Below are 18,016 nucleotides of genomic sequence, written 5' to 3'. Positions count from 1 at the left end.
CAAGGTGGACGGTCACCTGTTCATTGATAAGGCTGTTAATAACGGAGCTATCGCCGTCGTGTGCGAGACGGTGCCGGGGGACGCCAGGACGCGGTTTCCCGGCACCGTATTCGCCACTGTTTCCAATACACGTGCCGCGTGGGCGCATCTGTCGTCCGTCTTCTACGAAGACCCGTCGGAGAAACTCACGATCGTCGGCTCGACCGGCACAAACGGAAAAAGCACGACCGCATATCTGATCCACCATCTCCTGAACACACTCGGTCGCAAGTGCGGCCTGATAGGAACTATCGCTTACCACACCGGGGAAGAAGAACGACAGGCCAGCCTGACGACGCCTGACGCTCTCGAACTTCAAGAGCTTCTTCGCGCGATGGTAGACGCCGGATGCACAACGTGCTCCATGGAAGTCTCATCACACGCACTCTCGCAGCATCGCGTGGCCGGGCTTGCATTTGACGTGGGTGTTTTTACGAACCTCACGCAGGACCACCTGGACTTCCACGGTGACTTCCAGCATTACCTGGAGACCAAACGATCACTCTTTACGTCGCTCGCCGCCGGTGCGACCGCTGTCTACAACAGCGATGATCCCAGCGGCGCTGCAATGGTGAGCGACATTCATGCAGAAATTCTGTCTTACGGACAGAATACACAGGCGGACATACGCTTCGAGGTTCTGGGCAACGATCGAGAAGGACTATCCCTTCGTCTGGACGGCTACAAACAGACCTTCCGACTAGTCGGAGTCTTCAATGCCTACAACCTCACCGCAGCGTATGGCGCAGCCAGGGCCCTCGATTATCAGTCGGGGGACATACTCGGGGCTCTGGCTGATGCGCCGCCTGTACCTGGTCGATTCGAACAGATGCCCACACCCGACGGGCGACTGGTTATCGTCGACTATGCTCATACTCCGGACGCTCTTGACAATGCGTTGCGAGCGGCACGAGAAGTACTCAAGGGCCACGGACGGCTGATCTGCGTCTTCGGCTGTGGCGGAGACAGGGATGTGACGAAGCGACCCTTGATGGGCGCCATAGCCGAGCAAATGTCGGATCTCGCCATTGCCACCAGCGACAATCCACGCACGGAAGATCCGGCCAGAATTCTTGACGATATCCGCACCGGTTTCGCGAACCCGACTGCCGCAAAGTGGATCGTCGACAGGGAGTCCGCGATCGGTGCCGCTGCCACGTTGGCGGTGCCAGGCGACATCGTGCTCATTGCCGGCAAAGGTCACGAAACCTACCAGGTGATCGGTACCCGCAAAACACTTTTTGACGATCGAAAGATTGCGCGCCAGGTATTCGGCATACCCGACACGAAGTTGTCCTAGAACCCACCGAAATGCTATACCACCTCATCGACTATCTGGAACAGGTCTACCAACCTCCGGGCTTCCAGATCATTCAGTTCATCACGGTGCGCGCTGCCCTTGCCGCCATCACCGCGATGTTCACGTCGCTCGTCGTCGGTCGACGGATGATCTTGTGGCTCGAACGAAAACAACTTGGTGAGCAGGTTCGGGAAGGCTCGGCGGCAGGCTTTATCGACCACGCCCACAAACGGGGCACACCCACCATGGGTGGCGTGATCATGCTGTTGTCCATTCTCGGGGCTACGCTTCTCTGGGGCGATCTTACCGAGCTCTACGTCTGGGTAATCATCATAGCGACCGCCTGGATGGGCGTCTTCGGATTCGCCGACGACTATATCAAGGTGGTAAAGCTCGACAAGAGCGGATTGCCCGCCCGCATCAAACTCGCGGGTCAGATCAGTCTCGGCATTGGAGTCGGGTGCGTCCTTTACTTCACACCCCAGTTTGAGGAGCTGCGATCGATAACGTCCCTTCCGTTCGTTGCTGACGGGCGAATGAGCTACGATTTTGTGACGGGACTCTTCGGCGACGTCGATCTTGGATGGATCGTCTTCATACCGGTGAGCGTGTTCATCATCACCGCCGTTTCGAATGCCGTCAACCTGACGGACGGGCTCGACGGTCTCGCAGCAGGTACGACGGGTATTGTGGCTCTTGGCCTCGTTGTCCTCTGCTACATCTCCGGCAACGCGATCCTCTCGGACTTTCTGAACGAGATCTTCCTTCCAGGAACCGGCGAGTTGTCCATCTTCGCGGCTGCCATGGCTGCGGCCTGCTTCGGATTCCTCTGGTACAACGGATATCCGGCCACCGTATTCATGGGCGACACCGGATCCCTGGCGCTTGGCGCGGCCGTCGGCACCCTCGCGCTGATGATCAAGAAGGAGCTGCTTATACCGCTTCTATGCGCGGTGTTCTTCGTGGAGTCGCTCTCGGTCATCATTCAGACGTCTTACTTCAAGTATTCCCGCCGGAAGACCGGAGTCGGAAGAAGAATGTTCAAGATGGCACCCTTGCACCACCACTACGAGGTGATGGGGACGCACGAAGCAAAGATTGTGGTGCGATTCTGGATCATCACGGCAGTGACCGTGATCGCGACTCTCCTGACACTTCGCATTCGCTAGAGGCATCCACGGTGGTTTCCACGATGCAGTCGGCTTCAACGCCCCAGGTACCCGGGTCGACGATCACGGTCGTCGGTGCGCAACGAAGCGGTATTGCCGCGGCGTTACTGCTGGCGCGAAACGGAGCCGACGTCTTCGTGACCGATCGTGGACCGATCGACCAATCTGCCGTCACAGAGTTTCAGAACGCCGCAATTGGATACGAGAGTGCTGGGCACACCGCGAAAGCCTCGGAGGCGGATTTCATCGTGATTAGTCCCGGAGTGCCATCAACGTCACCTCTTGTCGAGGAGGCAGCGCGACGCGGCATCCCTGTGGTTTCAGAAATAGAAGTCGCCTCGTGGTTTTGTCGCGCTCCCGTGTTGGCCGTGACAGGCTCGAACGGCAAGACGACGACCACCGCACTGCTCGGTCACATTTTGAAGAGCGCGGGCAAACGAGTTCACGTTGCAGGCAACATTGGACTTGCCTTTTCGGCCATTGCCGAGGATGCGCTCGAGCATGACCTGGTGGTTCTTGAAGTGTCCAGCTTTCAACTGGATCACATTACGAGCTTTCGGCCAATGGTAAGTCTGCTGCTCAATATTACACCGGACCACCTGGACCGGTACGACAACGATCTACAGGTCTACGCACGGAGCAAATACCGGATCATGGAGAACCAGCGTGATCACGATACGGTCGTCTACAACGCAGACGATCCGCTCGTCCGGGCCGGCATCGAGCAAGCGTCGACACGGAGCCGCGTCACCGCATTACCCTTTTCGCTAGAGAGGCCCACGGACCGTGGAGCCTTCGTGGCGAACGAGACAATCATCATCAATCTGCATGGAGAGGAGGAACGCCTGATGCAAGTGAAGCAAGTCGCTCTTAAAGGGCGACATAATCTTTACAATTCGCTGGCAGCGGCGGTAGCAGCAAGAGTAGTAGAAATTAGAAGTGAGATCGTCCGGGAGAGCCTCGCGACCTTCGAAGGCGTACCCCACCGGCTTGAGCTCATCCGGACGGTCTCCACCCTCAAGTTCGTAAACGACTCGAAAGCCACGAACGTGAACTCGCTCTGGTACGCGCTCGAATCGTTCAACGAACCCGTCGTGCTGATCGCCGGAGGTCGCGACAAAGGCAACGATTACTCGTCGCTGATCGACCTCGTCAAGAAAAAGGTCAGGGCGGTCGTCGCCATCGGTGAGAGCGCCGAAAAGGTGCTGAGCGAACTCGGACAACATGCTCCCGAATCAGTCGGCGCCGACTCACTGGAACAGGCGGTCGAATTCGCCCAGGCTCTTGCACAGCCCGGAGATGTCGTCCTGCTCAGTCCGGCGTGCGCGTCCTTCGACATGTTCGACGACTATATGGATCGTGGAGAGACGTTCCGCAGGATCGTGGAAGAGCTATAGAGGAGAAACCGGAGAGAGGATCCCCCCAAGATGGAGATATCAAAGACACCACCTGCCGTGACTCGATTCCTGGCGTCACTCCGGCCGGCGGACAAGTACCTGGTCTGGGTGATCCTGGGCCTGGCGGCATTCGGTATTGTCGCCGTGTACAGTGCCGTCGGTTTTCTCGCCGCCACTAAGTCGGGCGGCGACACGGAGCGATTCCTGCTGCGACACGTGACTCGTGTGGTCGTTGCGCTTGGAGTGATGGGCGTCGTCAGTCTCATAGACTATCGCAAGTTGGCCCGCCTCTCAAAGCTCGCGCTCGTGTTTTCGATCGGACTGCTCATCGCGGTACAAGTGATCGGGACGGTGCAGGGCGGAGCAAGACGGTGGCTTGACGTGGGTGCATTCGGTTTCCAGCCGTCGGACCTCGCCAAAGTTGCGCTTGTTCTGTATGTGGCCGTCATGTTGGCGCGCAAACAGGAATACATAAAGGACTTCAGCCGCAGTTTCCTTCCGATTCTCGTCTGGATCATGGCGACGGTCGTGCTCATTGGAATTGAGGATCTCTCGTCGGCGGTCCTCCTACTCGTCGCGACGCTGACCATGTGCTTCGTCGCCAGAATAAGCACGCTGCACATCACCGGCACGGCACTCCTCGGGCTTGTACTGGCCGGGGGACTGCTACTTGCCTCACCTCACCGCGCAGCCCGGGTTGAGGCGTATCTCGGACTGAAGATCTTTCCGAACACGACATCCGAACAGGTCTTCGACGCCCAGGACGAAGGATACCAGGCACAGCAGGCGAGGATTGCCTTTGCGATGGGCGGACTGACGGGTGTTGGTCCAGGGAAGAGCGTACAGCGTGACTTTCTACCGGCTCCCTACAACGATTTCATCTTTGCGATTATCGCAGAGGAATACGGCATCATCGGGGCGCTGGCATTGCTGGCGCTGTTCGTCGTCTTCCTCGCCCGCGCACTGTTGAGAGTTGCTCGGCATGCGGTCGACCCGCTCGGCCTCTTTGTCGCTGTGGGCATGGCGACGATGTTGGCCCTTTACGGTTTCATACACGCGGGAGTGGCCGCCGGATTGTTACCGGTAACAGGGCTCCCGATGCCCTTTGTTTCATACGGTGGCACGTCGATGCTGGCCGCCGGACTGATGGTCGGGATCTTGCTGAATATCTCCAGACAAATAGACGACAAGGCGATACGACAGGATGCGTGACGGAGATCGGCCAAGGATTCTTTTTGCTGCCGGCGGGACGGGCGGACACGTCTATCCAGCCATTGCGGTAGCGGACGAGATTCGTCGATTGAATCCGTTGTCGGCGATCGTCTTTGCCGGCACGCGCGACAAGATGGAATGGGACGCCGTGCCGAAGGCAGGCTACGAGATCTCACCGATCACAGTCGCGGGTTTTCAGCGTGGTCGGATCGTTCAAAACCTCGGGACACCGTTCAAGGCCATCCGCGGCTTTCTGCAGAGTCTCTCGCTCGTGCGCGCCTTCGACCCAGACGTGGCCGTTGGCACCGGAGGCTATGTCGCCGGACCCGTATTGGCTGCGGCAGCTGCCTTGAAAAGAAGGGTTGTTGTTCAGGAGCAGAACGCGTACGCGGGTGTAACGAATCGGCTCGTAGGACGCTGGGCGGACGAGATTCATCTCGCGTTTCCAGAGGCGGTGAAATTCTTCCCGAAGGAACGCTGTCATATGACGGGCAATCCAACGCGAAGCGAGTTGCACGGCGCGGATCGATCTGAGGGAAGAGCTTTCTACGACGTCCCATCTGAGGCGCAACTTGTGTTTGTGTTCGGCGGGTCACTCGGAAGCGAAGCATTCAATCGCGTGCTGGTTGATCTCGCACCGGCTATCGCCCGCGAGAATAGATTCCTGCTATGGCAGACGGGACCTCGCTACTACGATCGAGTAGTGCAGACCATCGGCAACAACGAAAGGATTCGGCTGCGACGCTACATCGATCGGATGGATCTGGCCTATGCGGCCAGCGATCTCGTGGTGGCGCGAGCAGGTGCCAGCACGTGCAGCGAACTCATGATGACGGGCACGCCCTCGATCCTTGTGCCATCGCCGAACGTCGCAGAAGACCATCAGACGCGAAATGCAGAGAGTCTTGTGTCAGCGAATGCCGCTGCACTCTTGAAAGAGTCGGATATGACGAATCTTCTTGTCGAGACAATCGACACATTGATCACGGATCAGGACTTGCTTCATACGATGGGAGCGGCGGCGGCTCAGCTTGCCAGGCCGGAAGCGGCGACCGAAATCGCACAAGCCGTGCTGCGACTCGCCGGTGCCTTCGAAGCCAATGACCTGTACGCGGGGGCAGTCCATGGTTGAAGTTCGACGACAACCGGCGTTCGGGCGAACCCGCCGTGTTCACATGGTCGGGATCGGTGGCATCGGAATGAGTTCGATCGCCGAAGTGCTGCTGTCTCGAGGATATGTGGTAAGCGGATCCGACCTCCAACCCGGAGAAACTACTGAGCACCTCGAAACACTTGGAGCAACGATCTACAGGGGCCACGACGCGGGACACGTCGGAGACGTCGATGTTGTAGTGCATTCGTCCGCGGTAGACGCTGGCATAAATCCGGAGACCCTGGAAGCTCGCCGCAGGCACATACCGATCATCAAGCGTGCGGACATGCTGGGCGAGTTGATGCGCACCAAATACGGGGTCGCCATCGCGGGAACGCACGGGAAGACCACGACGACAACCATGGCCGGGATGGTCGTTGGGCACGGGGGATTCGACCCGACGATTATCGTTGGCGGCAAGGTCGCGGTCTTCGGCTCGAATGCTGTGGCAGGAGAGGGAGACGTGATCGTGATCGAAGCCGACGAGTATGATCGCGCCTTCCTGCGGCTCACACCCTCGATTGCGGTCATTACCTCGATCGACGTGGAGCACCTGGATATCTACACCGATCTGGATGACATAAAGAACGCGTTCGTTCAGTTTGCGAATAGTACGCCGTTCTTCGGAGCCGTCATTCTGTGTATTGACGACGAGAATGTGCAGTCCGTAGTAGAGCGCATAGATCGTCGCATTGTGACGTACGGGTTTTCACCGGGAGCAACGGTCCGGGCTGCTAATATTGAGTCCGTCGGGCTACGCACAACGTTCGACGTCCATGTCGAAGGTGCGTTTGCAGTTCACGTGGAGCTGAAGGCGCCGGGCAGGCACAACCTCCTGAATGCGTTGGCAGCGTTTACGGTTGGCCTGGAACTCGACATTCCGGTTTCCAGAATCGCGGAGGCTTTGCAAGCCTTCGAAGGCGTCCAGCGTCGCTTCGATATACTGTCGACGGCTGCGGACATCGTCGTGGTCGACGACTATGCGCACCACCCGGCGGAGGTCGCTGCCACACTTCGGACGGCGTCGGATGCCTGGCCCGACCGACGGATTGTCGCAGCGTTTCAACCCCATCTCTATTCCCGAACGCGTGACATGCGAGAAGAATTCGGTCGCGCATTTCAGGATGCCGATGTGATGTTTGTAACGGACATCTACGGTGCGCGTGAGACGCCCATCGCTGGCGTAAGTGGGCGGCAGTTGGTGGACATCGCAACCGGATTAGGCCACGCCGACATCTCCTATGTCGAAAGTGTGGTAGCGCTGCCGGAGGTGCTCATATCCCGCCTGCGTCCCGGCGACGCTGTGATATTGATGGGCGCCGGCGATATCTGGAGACAATCGAGAGTCCTGGTGGAGGCGCTCGCTTCCCGAGTTCAAACGACAACCAACACGACATGAGCAGAGATCGGAAACATGAGCTGATCGAGATGGCGCAGCCGGGCCGAAAATGGGGCTACGCCGCTGTCCTGGCCGCTTGCCTCATTCTGGGACTTGCCGCCGTCGGGTGGCAATGGCGATCCGACGTCGTCCTGAAGTCGATCGAAGTGGTGTCGGCATGCGAAGTCGAATGGAAGCTCTTTTCATCCGCCGCATGCCCACCGCTCAACGCTACCAAAGACGAGATCCGGGAGATGGTAGTCGCGGAACTGGATAGCCCACTGTATGAGATGGATCTGGCAAGGCTTGCGGATCAGGCGCAGCGCCATCCGTGGATTGAACACGTTGACGTGGAACGGACGCCGAGCGGAAGGATGATACTCACCGTCAAAGAGCGGACTCCCGTGCTGCTTGCGATGCGTAGCGGTCGACCCGTGCACTACATCGACGCCGAAGGCTTCCGAATGCCATTCGTTGCGGGAGTAGCGTACGACGTTCCGCTGCTTCACGGACTCGACGAGGCCTTCGATCCACTCGTTGCTGTGGCGGAACCGTCTGTCCTGGAACTGGCATCGGTACTGGACGATCTCGATCCGTCTATTCACGCTCTCGTGTCGGAGATCGAAATCCAGAAGGCCGGAGAGTTCGTGCTTCACACCACGGTGCTCGACAACCGCGGCTCGCTCGAAGTGCGCATTGGAAAGGGTGATATTGAGAAGCAGTTGACCAAACTACATGCGTTCTGGCATCAGGCGCTCCTGCCCGAGCCCGAACGTGATATTCGACAGATAGACCTCCGTTTTAACAGCCAAATCGTGACGAAGTAACCATCGCCCCGGCGATCAAACTTGATCAACGAAAATCGCAACGCGAAATGAACGACAACATTGTTGTAGGACTCGACATTGGCACCACGAAGGTGTGCGCGGTAGTCGCTGCTGTGGATGAACTGGACCGTATCAACATCCTCGGCTTCGGCAGGGCCGCGTCGGATGGCCTCAATCGAGGTGTCGTCGTCAACATCGACCGCACCGTTGCCGCCGTGCAGGAAGCCATAAGAGAGGCCGAGCGTGGCGCGGGCGTCGAAGTGAAAAGCGTTGTCGTCGGAATTGCGGGGGATCATGTTCAAAGTTTTCAGAGTCGCGGAGTCATTACGATCTCCAATCGCGACAATGAGATCACTCTCCGCGACCAGCAGCGTCTAATCGAGGATACGATGCACGTTGCGATGCCGGCTGATCGGGAGATACTTCATGTGATCCCGCAGGACTTTATCGTTGACGGACAGGATGGAGTGGCCGATCCGGTGGGGATGAGCGGCGTGAGGCTCGAGGCGAACGTGCACATTATCACGGGACTCGTGTCGGCCGCGAAGAACATATACCGGTGCGTAGAAAAGGCCGGCTTCAGCGTTGCCGACATCGTTCTCGAACCGCTGGCGTCGTCGTTCGCCGTACTGCATCAGGATGAGAAAGAGGTCGGTGTGGCACTGATCGACATCGGCGGCGGCACCACAGACATTGCCGTGTTTGAGGACAACACCATCCGTCACACCGCAGTCATTGCTGTCGCGGGCAACAACGTCACGGATGATATCCGCAAGGGACTTGGTGTGATGCGCGATCAGGCCGAGGATCTCAAGTGCAACTACGGAGCTGCGATCGCACACGCCATCACAGAGGAGGAGTCGATTACCATCCCGGGAATTGGAGGCCGGTCGGAGAAGACCATCGGCCGCGGAGTGCTATCGCAGATCATACAGCCGAGGATGGAGGAGATTCTGGAGATTGCCGGAATAGAGATCAAGCGCAGCGGCTACGGTAGACATCTTTCGGCTGGCGTCGTCGTCACCGGCGGTGGGTCGATGGTTCCTGGTACTGCGGATCTCGCAGCTGAGGTTCTCGGCGTTGAGGCGCGCGTCGGTTATCCGATGGGTCTCGCCGGCGGCCTTGTCGAAGAAGTCAGCGATCCGAAATACGCGACATCGGTCGGGCTGGTGCTCTTCGCACTTCGCCCCGAACTGCGTGGCGGTGCCGCATTGTCTACCGCGATGGTGACACACCCGGGCGAAGATGGAATCCCGGGTGACAAATTGGTTGGCCGTATCGCATTGCGAATGAAAGCCTGGTTCGACGAACTATAGTGGGACCTGTAAAACTAGAGACTAAGAAGATTCCCCGGGGATCGAAGCAAACTGGAGGAGAGAATGGATAATCTGTTCAGCCCGCGTTTCAAGTTTGATGAGGCATCAAACGATGAAGCCAAGATCTGCGTGGTCGGGGTCGGTGGCGGCGGTGGTAACGCGATCAACAACATGGTCGATCGCGGCATTAAAGGTGTGGACTTCATTGCCATCAACACAGATGCGCAGGCGCTTGGCGCCAACCTGGCCACCACAAAGATCCAGGTGGGCCGTAGCGTGACGAAGGGTCTGGGTGCGGGGGCACGGCCCAGTGCAGGCGCAGAAGCCGTGCAGGAGAACTACGAGCAGATCGAGCAGGCGCTCAGCGACTACGACATGGTCTTCGTTACGGCCGGGATGGGTGGTGGCACCGGAACCGGAGGCGCGCCCGTTGTCGCGTCGATCACACGAAGTCTCGGAATTCTCAGCGTCGCTATCGTGACCCGTCCATTCGAATGCGAAGGCGGACGGCGCATGAAGACCGCAACGGAGGGGATCGAGCGCCTTCGTGAATACATCGATACGCTGATCGTGATTCCTAATGAACGGCTGCTGGACATCGCCGAAGAGGACACGAGTCTGGTCGAGGCTTTTGCTCGTGCCGACGAAGTGCTGTACAACGCAACACGCGGCATCAGCGATCTCATCACCGTGCAGGGACTTATCAATCTGGACTTCGCCGACGTCAAGACGACCATGCAAAATGGCGGTACGGCACTGATGGGCGCGGCTACCGCCGAAGGAGAGAATCGTGCGGAGCGCGCCGCCATAGAGGCTATCTCGAGTCCCCTGCTTGACGGCCTCTCGATCAAGGGCGCACGCAACGTCCTGGTGAATATCACAGCCGGCCGATCCCTTGGAATCAAGGAAGCCACAGACGCCACGAGCATCATTCAGCGCGAGGCGGGCGACGATGTTGAAGTCATCTTCGGCACGGTCATCGATGAGGCCTCCGACGATGAGCTTCGCGTGACAGTCATCGCTACAGGCTTCGACGGTCCTCCCCGGCAGGAAAAGTCCTTCAAACCATCGGCGCTCCACACCGACATGTCGGTGCACCACTACAAGGGAGAGGAGAACCTCAAGCAGCTGGACACCCCCGCGTATGTGCGACGCTCGAAGAGCCCGATCCTGCTGGATCCCGAAACTGCCGACGTGAAAGACACCGCACGCAAGCCCAGCGTGCGAAGAGTCGCGCCGAACGAACTCAGGGACATAACCGAGAGCATCATGAAAGATGATCACGAAACGCCCGCATTTATTCGCAAGATGATGGACTAACACAGAGACGAGATTCTCCATTTTCAACGGAACGAATCAACCGGTTGATGAGCGGGTCCTCCAGTTCCGCTGTGCCGCACGCTGGGCCACAACCGGATCGACCAGATGCGTCGATGCCTCCCGATTCGCTCCGACCCGGGCCGCGCTCCACCCACCGGCGCGGCCCTTCTTTTTCTAGTACTCAGACGCCCGGCCCGTAACGGTCCGGCACAAAACGCTAACTTTCGAAGTCCTGCTACACGACAAATCGAACGTGAACAGCCGCGCTCAAATCATCGGGGCCTTCGTGCTCGTCCTTCTTCAGGGCGCATCTGCTGATCTCGCCGAGGCGCAGAATCTCACGCTGGGTGTTACCTGGGCCGTGCCGGACGATATCCGGGAGGCCCAGCATGACCTCGAGCGTATTCATGCCGCGGGATTCAAAGCGGTGAGATCGAATATCATCACGAGGCCGGAGTTATACATTCTTGCGGACTCTCTCGGGCTCGCACTGTATCAGGACCTCCCGGTCCGGGCGCTTCCGGTAAGCCGCCTCGCAGACACACTTGCTTTCGTTAGAACTGTTGCAACGGACCTGATTCCGTTTGCGCATCGCTTTCGGTCGTTCCGCGGGATCGGCCTCGCCGATCTGATTGATACGAGTCACCCGGACGCATGCGCCTATCTCAATCACATAGGCGACTTTGTCAGTGAGCGCGCGCCACCGGACGTCGAGACCTACTACACAACCCGAGTCACAGAATTCGACGCATGTCAGTCAACAGTCGATCAAGTCTTTGTCGACCTCCGCGATATCGGGACGTCGGAAATTCTACACTTCCTCGCGAGTTCGTCCGACCCGCCACGTGTGACGGGCATCGGTGCGCTGGGTACGTGGACGGATCTGGACCTGAGTCATCGGGGCTTGAACTACCCGAGATCGCCTGAATCACAGGCGCGATACATCGAGCGAGCCTTGCAGGTCGTCAGTGGCGGCGAAGCGATCGACACGCCCTCACTCGTGTTCATCCACCGCTGGCAAGATCCTTCGACAAGAGACGATGCGTATGCAGATATCGTCCAGCGGAGATATGGCCTTCATAATTCGTCGGGAGGACCGCGACCCGCACTGGAGGTGGCAAGCGGATTTGCGACCGGTGACCAACAGGTCTTCGCGTTTCCTGCTGGAGATCCGGCGCCGAGAGGCTGGATGTGGATGACAGTCTTTGGCTGGACGATTCTGGCCGCTCTGGGTCTTGCTTACGCCACCTCACCCAGGCTTAGACACATGGTCCCCCGCTACTTTCTGTCACACGCGTTCTATCGCGAGGCGGTTGTGAGCGGACGTGAATCGCTGGTGGGCGAGAGTATTGTGATTCTGTTCGCCGTCTCGGCCGGAATCGGCATGCTGATGGCGGTGCTGCTCACAGAGATATCGTATCTGCCCGTCTTCCTGGTCGGTCGTAACGGGCTGTCGCCCGAACTGCGTGAATTTGTGGGAGCGCTTCTTGACCAACCGTGGATGTTGACGGCGATTGTGGCCAGCGCCTACGCACTGACGGCAGTGGCGTGGACGTCGACCCTCTCGTTATTGTCCCGGGCAAGACAGACGCTGCTCCCGGCCCAGGTGATGATGCTTGTGATCTGGCCGCAGTGGCCCCTGATCCTTCTGCTTCTCGTGTCGCCGGCGATTGCAACGTTCAGCGAAGAGGTGAGAATGGGAGTAGCGTCTTCCGTACTCGCAGTCACCGCTGGTCTTTTCTGGCTCTCGGCGGGCCGCAGTCTGATGGATTTCTGGCGTTGCTCACGCATATCTATTGGACTGCTGGTCGTGGCCCTCGTGCTCCATCCCTTCGCGTTGGGCCTGGCGTTCGCCCTGTTTGTCGGTACCCGCAACGGTGACACTGTCAGATACCTCTGGGAGCTCGCAACGAACTTCTGACACATCCCGGATCATCCGCGCCCTCCGGTGCAGTCGGTCGATCGCCGCTGCTCACCGTATCAGTCGAGCGACCGTAGAATCTCCTCGGCGTGGGCCAGCATTTCCGGCGTGTCGACATCCTGCCAGAAGCTCGCACCGATGCTCACCGCGTCCATCCGGCCCTGCTCGCTCAGCAACTGCACTCCGTCCGATAGGGAGGCGTCATACTCTTCGTTGTACACCTCTTCAAGCGCATCAATCAGGCCCGTCGTGCACACGAAAACGCCGGTATCAATGCAGTTGAAATCCTGGATGTGCTTACCGATCGCCTCGACGCGGTCGGCTCGTGCCAGCACCTTCGTGGCATCGTCCATGTCGAATACGACGTCCAGCTTGTAGTCAACAAGGAGAGATGCACCGTCGGGCGGCGGAACCGTCTGGCCCGCAGTCTCCATCAGCTCATCGCCCAACACATGATCTGCCATGACAAGTACAAACTCCTCATCACCGATAGCGCGTTTCGCCGCGATGACGGACAGGCCGTTGCTCTTGTCGAAGTGCGGGTTATTGACGAACTCCAACGTCAGTGGCCCGGTGTACGTCTGCCGAATCTCTGCCTCGAGGTTGTCGGCTTGATAACCCAGGACGATGACGGCGCGTGAACAGCCGGCAAGCTGCAGGCTGTTCAACGTTCGCTCGATCAGTGGAATACCCCCGACCGGTGTCAGGGGCTTCAGGAGTGCATCTTCACGACCGAGGGCAAGCCTGGAGCCGAATCCTGCGGCCAGAATGACGCCCGTTCGAGTATGCTCGGAGCCTGTCATATCATTTCCAGGTTCTCTGCCGAGGTGTAGTTCTCGGAAAGATGTGTTACCGGCTCTTCACCTCCAAGTACACGCAGAGTGTTCTTCAGGCGGAAGTGTTGAATGAACAGATCATGTTCCTGTACGTGGCCCGATTGCACGTGGGGCCCCTTGAAATAGAAGGAGAGCCATTCCTGAATGCCTTTGCGACCCGCACGACCTGCGAGATCCAGAAAGAGCGCCAGATCCAGGACGATCGGTGCAGCGAGAATCGAATCGCGGCACAGGAAATTGACCTTGATCTGCATCGTATAGCCCAGCCATCCCACAATATCAATGTTGTCCCAGCCCTCCTTCTCGTCACCTCGCGGGGGGTAATAGTTGATCTTCACGACGTGGCAGAGATCCTTGTACAGATCCGGATATACGTCCGGCTGAAGAATCGTATCAAGAACGCCGGTCTTCGTGACCTCCTTTGCCTTGAAGCTGTCGGCGTCGTCCAGTATTTCACCGTCACGATTGCCGAGAATATTTGTTGAGTACCAGCCGCGAATCCCGAGCATTCGTGCCTTCATTCCTGGCGCGAGAATCGTCTTCATCAGGGTCTGGCCGGTCTTGAAGTCTTTCCCGGCAATGGGCACACCCTCTCTTAGAGCCAGCTGCTCGAGCGCGGGTGAATCGGCTGAGAGGTTCGGGGCTCCGTTTGCGTAGGGGACCCCCTCCATGATCGCGGCATACGCGTAGAGCTGCGACGGGGAAATGGCGGGGTCGTTGTCCAGCATTCCCTTCTCGAACGAATCGATGTCCATGTGACACGCCGACGGCTGCAGGTACACCTCGGTGGAACCACACCACACCATCACGGCTCGTGACGCGCCCGTCTCAGCCATGCGCGTACGGATGTCTTCCCGGAGACTCTCCGCGAGTTCCTTCTTGTTCGCAGCCTTCTTTACGTTCGGGCCGTCGAGCCGTTTGACGTACTGGCGGTCGAAGGCAGCCGTCATCGGCTTGATCGTGTGGAGGAAGTCCTTCAGAGGTGCGAGCGTCGACGGCTGAAGTACGGAGGCTCGTTCCGCAGCCTCGTATGCATCGTCAGGAAACACATCCCAGCCCCCAAACTCAAGGTCATCCAGAGGGGCGAGATCCAGGAAATCCCGTATCAGGGGACTGCGGTTTTCGGACCGCAATCCGAGGCGGATCGCCTGCATCTGTGAGACGGAGCCAATCGGTAGTGCGTGTCCTTGTCGGATCGCTTCGACGCCCGCAATGAATGTCGTGGCGACGGCACCCATGCCCGGGGTCAGAACGAGGAGCTTACCGCTGTGGCGGCTATACGGTTGAGCTGGCATGTGCTGTGGCTTCTCCTGGCTTTGACTTCTGTTTAAGTTGCAAGCTGTCAATAATAGGCCAACCACGACAAACGCGCTATGAATTGGACGGTAAATGGGTTTTAGCGGGGGTTGTCGGCAAGATTGTGCACAGTTCGCTGTGCCCGGTGCCGCGGCGTCTTTCATATCGAAGGAACAGAGCGCGCGGTGTCGGTCGTTCCACTTGACATTGCCCGGCACGGCCGACCGGTCGCAATGAGGGCCTGAATGCCGGATCAGGACCTCCCTCACAGGCCACGGCACCTCTATTTCCATCAATTCATCAATCAATGATGAATAGCCGCCAATCCGAGATTCGCAGTGGTGCTGTGGTAAACGCCCTGGGCCTGGCTGGCAGACTGGCGGGCCCGGCCTTTCTGATCCTCGTCAACAGGCTGTATGGCGTCGAGGTTTTTGGCGTCTACATCACCGCGGTCTCCCTGGTGGAGATGAGCATCGCTTTTCTCACGGCCGGTTTTCGGGACGGCGCCCTGCTCTTCGTAGCACGCCACTCTGATGGACAGCCCGGACGAGATAACCCCGCTCTATACCAGGCGCTGGTGAATGCGCTCGCCTGGAGTTTGTTATTTGCCGTCGGTCTGATCGCCTTGACAGCGATGCTTGGCGCCAGCGTCGTGCCCCGGTTCTTTCCAGAGTTTGGTGATCGACTGTTGCTGATGCTGAGATGGATGGTGCTGGTGATGCCTCTCATGGCATTTGACCGCATCGTGCTGGGCGCGACGCAGGGCCTGAAGATCATGAAGTACGAGGCCGCCGTAAACGGTGTAGCTCGGCCCGCGCTTCTGGTGATACTGGCGGGTGCACTCTGGAACATCTGGCCAAGCGAGATCGGAATCGTCATGGCGTACGTTTTCACTCAGTGCTCGATTTCGGTCATCGCCGTCTTCGTCTTCAATCGAGAGCTTTCCTGGAGATCCGCCGGACAAGCCATCCGATCGTTTCGTCCCAGCGGTGAGATGCTCAGGTTTGCGCTGCCGCAGAATCTGAACAGGACACTCGAACAGTTCATTACGAATATCGATGTCGTCATGCTCGGGATGCTTGGCTACGGAGCTTCGACCATCGGGCTCTATGGTGCGGGAGCACTGATCGTACGCGAGATCCGACATGTAAAACTTGTGTTCTCGTCGGCGTTCGCACCTCACATCGTTCAGCTGTACCACGGCCGGCGCATGGAAGAATTGTCCCGCGCCTATTCCGTTACCTCGCGCTGGATCGCCACGTGGGCAATCCCCATCGTGCTTGCCGTCGTGATCCTCCGAGGCGACCTCCTGCGCGTCGTGCATCCCGACTTCTCCGGCGAGGACACGCAGTTCATGCTCTTGCTACTGCTGATTCCCTATCTCCAGTGCAGCCTCGGACTGGCAGGAAATATCGTGGTCATGACCGGTCACTCGGGGTATAACCTTTTCAACAGTGTCACTACGGCCAGCGCGAACGTACTGCTCAATCTGTGGTGGATTCCGCTTTTCGGCCCTTTTGGCGCCGCCGCAGCGTCGGCACTCGCAGCCGTCCTAACACGTGGTCTCGAACTGGCAGAAATGCGCTGGGTGATAAGGGCGCGGGCCCTGATCAAGGAGATGTTCGCGCCGCACCTCGCAGGTCTGCTGGGACTTGCCGCTATCGTCACCACGGCGCAATTCACGACCTACACGGATCAGTTCTTCCCCGGCCGATTGGTGGTCGCCTTGATCTCCATCGCCGTCTACCTGGCGGCGCTGGGCGTGCTGCGAGCTGCAGGAATCGGCAGGTCGTCGCTGCCGACGTGACCGTCACGCTTCGGCCGCTCGCGGATCAACTTGTCTTGTCGCGAGCTCGTCGTTTCTCAAGACTCGTCATCAGTGCGTCAAATCCCTTCTTCCGAATGACGGACTGAAATGAACGGGAGTAGCCGCCCGTAGTGCTAACGTCATCCAGGATGATGTCGGCGATAAACCACCCGTTCTGCCGGTACAACATCTCGTAAGTCACACGGGCCGGGACGTCCTTGTAGACGGTTGACGTTATGACGCGTGCGCGATCGTCGGCGACCGTGATTTCATCGTACGTGACCGGAGCGCGGTATACGTCCAGGTTTGATAGCGACTGCGATCTCACGATGTCGCTGAAGACCTCCACGAATCGACCACGCTGCTCGGTGGTGAGAGGCTCCCAGTGCGGCCCCAGCGCCTCGCGACCCATCGTCTCGAAGTCGATGATTCCGTTGACTACGCTCTTGAGCGTTTCCTTCTGTCCGGCGCTGAAAGTGTCTCGATCACCCAGGATGGTTTTGATTTCGAGGTCTCTCGCCTGCAGCATCTTTCGGATCTCGGCCGGCGACTTCTGTGCGGTTGCGGACCCTGGAAGGACTGCTGCCGTGACCATCAGGGCTGCTATGACTACGATTCTGTACACGATACAAGACGGTCAGTGAAGATTTCGGGGTCTACCCGATATGTTGGCTGACGGTTTCAGCCTCTACCCTGCAGTCATTCAACAAGTATGCCGGAGTCAATTGTCTGCCTGAGCATCCCGCATGATCTGAGGAGTTTGAGCGCGGCCAGATTGTAGCGATACGTCGCCTGGTACTGGTCGGCTTGCAGGTCCAGGTTGGCGCGTACGGCTTTTACGAGGTTTTCGGTATCGCCCAGGTCGAGGTCGAAGTTCACAGTTTCCATCTGAAGCCATTCCTTGCTCAGTCGATAGGCCTCGCGGGTGGACGTTAACGCGGCGTCTGCAATTGAAAGTCCTCTAAACGCCTCTTCTACCTCGAAAAGGATGAGTTGTCTCAGTCCATCCAGCTGGAAACCAACTTCGTTTGCCTGAGCGCGAGCC

At 58.5% G+C, this 18,016-nt stretch carries 15 protein-coding genes; 11 read left to right on the top strand and 4 right to left on the bottom strand.

The window, feature by feature from the left end; all coding sequences use genetic code 11:
• The 10 genes from HKN37_01620 to HKN37_01575 form a co-directional block, all read left to right on the top strand.
• Nucleotides 1–1,339, top strand: a 1,339-nt coding sequence (locus tag HKN37_01620) for a UDP-N-acetylmuramoyl-L-alanyl-D-glutamate--2,6-diaminopimelate ligase (protein ID NNE45337.1), incomplete at its 5' end; no start/stop codon positions are given.
• Nucleotides 1,340–1,350: 11 nt separating this feature from the next.
• Nucleotides 1,351–2,508 carry a phospho-N-acetylmuramoyl-pentapeptide-transferase gene (locus HKN37_01615; GenBank protein NNE45336.1) on the top strand — a complete coding sequence of 386 codons (1,158 nt, stop codon included), beginning with the start codon at nt 1,351–1,353 and terminating at the stop codon, nt 2,506–2,508.
• Between the two features lie 23 nt (nt 2,509–2,531).
• Nucleotides 2,532–3,905: a UDP-N-acetylmuramoyl-L-alanine--D-glutamate ligase gene (locus HKN37_01610; protein ID NNE45335.1), complete on the top strand. Its 1,374-nt coding sequence runs from the start codon at nt 2,532–2,534 to the stop codon at nt 3,903–3,905.
• 30 nt (nt 3,906–3,935) lie between these two features.
• Entirely contained in the window at nt 3,936–5,117 is a 1,182-nt protein-coding gene (locus tag HKN37_01605; GenBank protein NNE45334.1) for a cell division protein FtsW, read from the top strand.
• Nucleotides 5,110–6,249, top strand: coding sequence for an undecaprenyldiphospho-muramoylpentapeptide beta-N-acetylglucosaminyltransferase (gene murG / locus HKN37_01600; protein NNE45333.1), 1,140 nt, complete (start codon nt 5,110–5,112; stop codon nt 6,247–6,249). Before HKN37_01605 ends, murG begins: the two co-directional genes overlap by 8 nt.
• Nucleotides 6,242–7,669: a UDP-N-acetylmuramate--L-alanine ligase gene (locus HKN37_01595; protein ID NNE45332.1), complete on the top strand. Its 1,428-nt coding sequence runs from the start codon at nt 6,242–6,244 to the stop codon at nt 7,667–7,669. Before murG ends, HKN37_01595 begins: the two co-directional genes overlap by 8 nt.
• Nucleotides 7,666–8,475 carry an FtsQ-type POTRA domain-containing protein gene (locus tag HKN37_01590; GenBank protein NNE45331.1) on the top strand — a complete coding sequence of 270 codons (810 nt, stop codon included), beginning with the start codon at nt 7,666–7,668 and terminating at the stop codon, nt 8,473–8,475. Before HKN37_01595 ends, HKN37_01590 begins: the two co-directional genes overlap by 4 nt.
• Nucleotides 8,476–8,522: 47 nt before the next feature.
• The gene (ftsA, locus tag HKN37_01585; GenBank protein ID NNE45330.1) at nt 8,523–9,791 is read left to right on the top strand and encodes a cell division protein FtsA; all 1,269 of its coding nucleotides are present in this window, start codon (nt 8,523–8,525) and stop codon (nt 9,789–9,791) included.
• A gap of 63 nt (nt 9,792–9,854) precedes the next feature.
• Nucleotides 9,855–11,111 (top strand): cell division protein FtsZ, encoded by a 1,257-nt coding sequence (gene ftsZ / locus HKN37_01580; GenBank protein ID NNE45329.1) that lies wholly within the window; start codon nt 9,855–9,857, stop codon nt 11,109–11,111.
• A 253-nt stretch (nt 11,112–11,364) separates the two neighbouring features.
• On the top strand, nt 11,365–13,032 hold the full coding sequence (locus HKN37_01575) for a hypothetical protein (GenBank protein NNE45328.1): 1,668 nt from the start codon (nt 11,365–11,367) through the stop codon (nt 13,030–13,032).
• Between the two features lie 59 nt (nt 13,033–13,091).
• Here the strand turns inward: HKN37_01575 and HKN37_01570 are convergent, their stop codons facing one another.
• Both HKN37_01570 and HKN37_01565 read right to left on the bottom strand, forming a co-directional pair.
• Nucleotides 13,092–13,835 carry an NTP transferase domain-containing protein gene (locus HKN37_01570; GenBank protein NNE45327.1) on the bottom strand — a complete coding sequence of 248 codons (744 nt, stop codon included), beginning with the start codon at nt 13,833–13,835 and terminating at the stop codon, nt 13,092–13,094.
• Nucleotides 13,832–15,163, bottom strand: coding sequence for an inositol-3-phosphate synthase (locus HKN37_01565; GenBank protein NNE45326.1), 1,332 nt, complete (start codon nt 15,161–15,163; stop codon nt 13,832–13,834). The genes HKN37_01570 and HKN37_01565 overlap by 4 nt, the downstream gene beginning before the upstream one ends.
• A gap of 308 nt (nt 15,164–15,471) precedes the next feature.
• Here HKN37_01565 and HKN37_01560 point away from each other — a divergent pair, with 308 nt between their 5' ends.
• Nucleotides 15,472–16,971: a hypothetical protein gene (locus HKN37_01560; protein NNE45325.1), complete on the top strand. Its 1,500-nt coding sequence runs from the start codon at nt 15,472–15,474 to the stop codon at nt 16,969–16,971.
• A gap of 25 nt (nt 16,972–16,996) precedes the next feature.
• Here HKN37_01560 and HKN37_01555 read toward each other — a convergent pair whose 3' ends face one another.
• Together HKN37_01555 and HKN37_01550 are read right to left on the bottom strand one after the other, a co-directional pair.
• Nucleotides 16,997–17,566: an ABC transporter substrate-binding protein gene (locus HKN37_01555; protein ID NNE45324.1), complete on the bottom strand. Its 570-nt coding sequence runs from the start codon at nt 17,564–17,566 to the stop codon at nt 16,997–16,999.
• 104 nt (nt 17,567–17,670) lie between these two features.
• Nucleotides 17,671–18,016, bottom strand: a 346-nt coding sequence (locus HKN37_01550) for a TolC family protein (GenBank protein NNE45323.1), incomplete at its 5' end; no start/stop codon positions are given.

Source organism: Rhodothermales bacterium (genome assembly GCA_013002345.1).
Taxonomy (GTDB): Bacteria; Bacteroidota; Rhodothermia; order Rhodothermales; family JABDKH01; genus JABDKH01.
The sequence above is the reverse complement of the archived record's forward strand: the minus strand, read 5'-3'. Positions and strand labels throughout refer to the sequence as shown.

Bases quoted from the DNA above. Each gene is read 5' to 3' on its own strand.
- HKN37_01615 (NNE45336.1), top strand. From the start codon at position 1,351: ATGCTATACCACCTCATCGACTATCTGGAACAGGTCTACCAACCTCCG.
- HKN37_01610 (NNE45335.1), top strand. From the start codon at position 2,532: ATGCAGTCGGCTTCAACGCCCCAGGTACCCGGGTCGACGATCACGGTC.
- HKN37_01605 (NNE45334.1), top strand. From the start codon at position 3,936: ATGGAGATATCAAAGACACCACCTGCCGTGACTCGATTCCTGGCGTCA.
- murG (NNE45333.1), top strand. From the start codon at position 5,110: ATGCGTGACGGAGATCGGCCAAGGATTCTTTTTGCTGCCGGCGGGACG.
- HKN37_01595 (NNE45332.1), top strand. From the start codon at position 6,242: ATGGTTGAAGTTCGACGACAACCGGCGTTCGGGCGAACCCGCCGTGTT.
- HKN37_01590 (NNE45331.1), top strand. From the start codon at position 7,666: ATGAGCAGAGATCGGAAACATGAGCTGATCGAGATGGCGCAGCCGGGC.
- ftsA (NNE45330.1), top strand. From the start codon at position 8,523: ATGAACGACAACATTGTTGTAGGACTCGACATTGGCACCACGAAGGTG.
- ftsZ (NNE45329.1), top strand. From the start codon at position 9,855: ATGGATAATCTGTTCAGCCCGCGTTTCAAGTTTGATGAGGCATCAAAC.
- HKN37_01570 (NNE45327.1), bottom strand. From the start codon at position 13,835: ATGACAGGCTCCGAGCATACTCGAACGGGCGTCATTCTGGCCGCAGGA.
- HKN37_01565 (NNE45326.1), bottom strand. From the start codon at position 15,163: ATGCCAGCTCAACCGTATAGCCGCCACAGCGGTAAGCTCCTCGTTCTG.
- HKN37_01560 (NNE45325.1), top strand. From the start codon at position 15,472: ATGATGAATAGCCGCCAATCCGAGATTCGCAGTGGTGCTGTGGTAAAC.
- HKN37_01555 (NNE45324.1), bottom strand. From the start codon at position 17,566: ATGGTCACGGCAGCAGTCCTTCCAGGGTCCGCAACCGCACAGAAGTCG.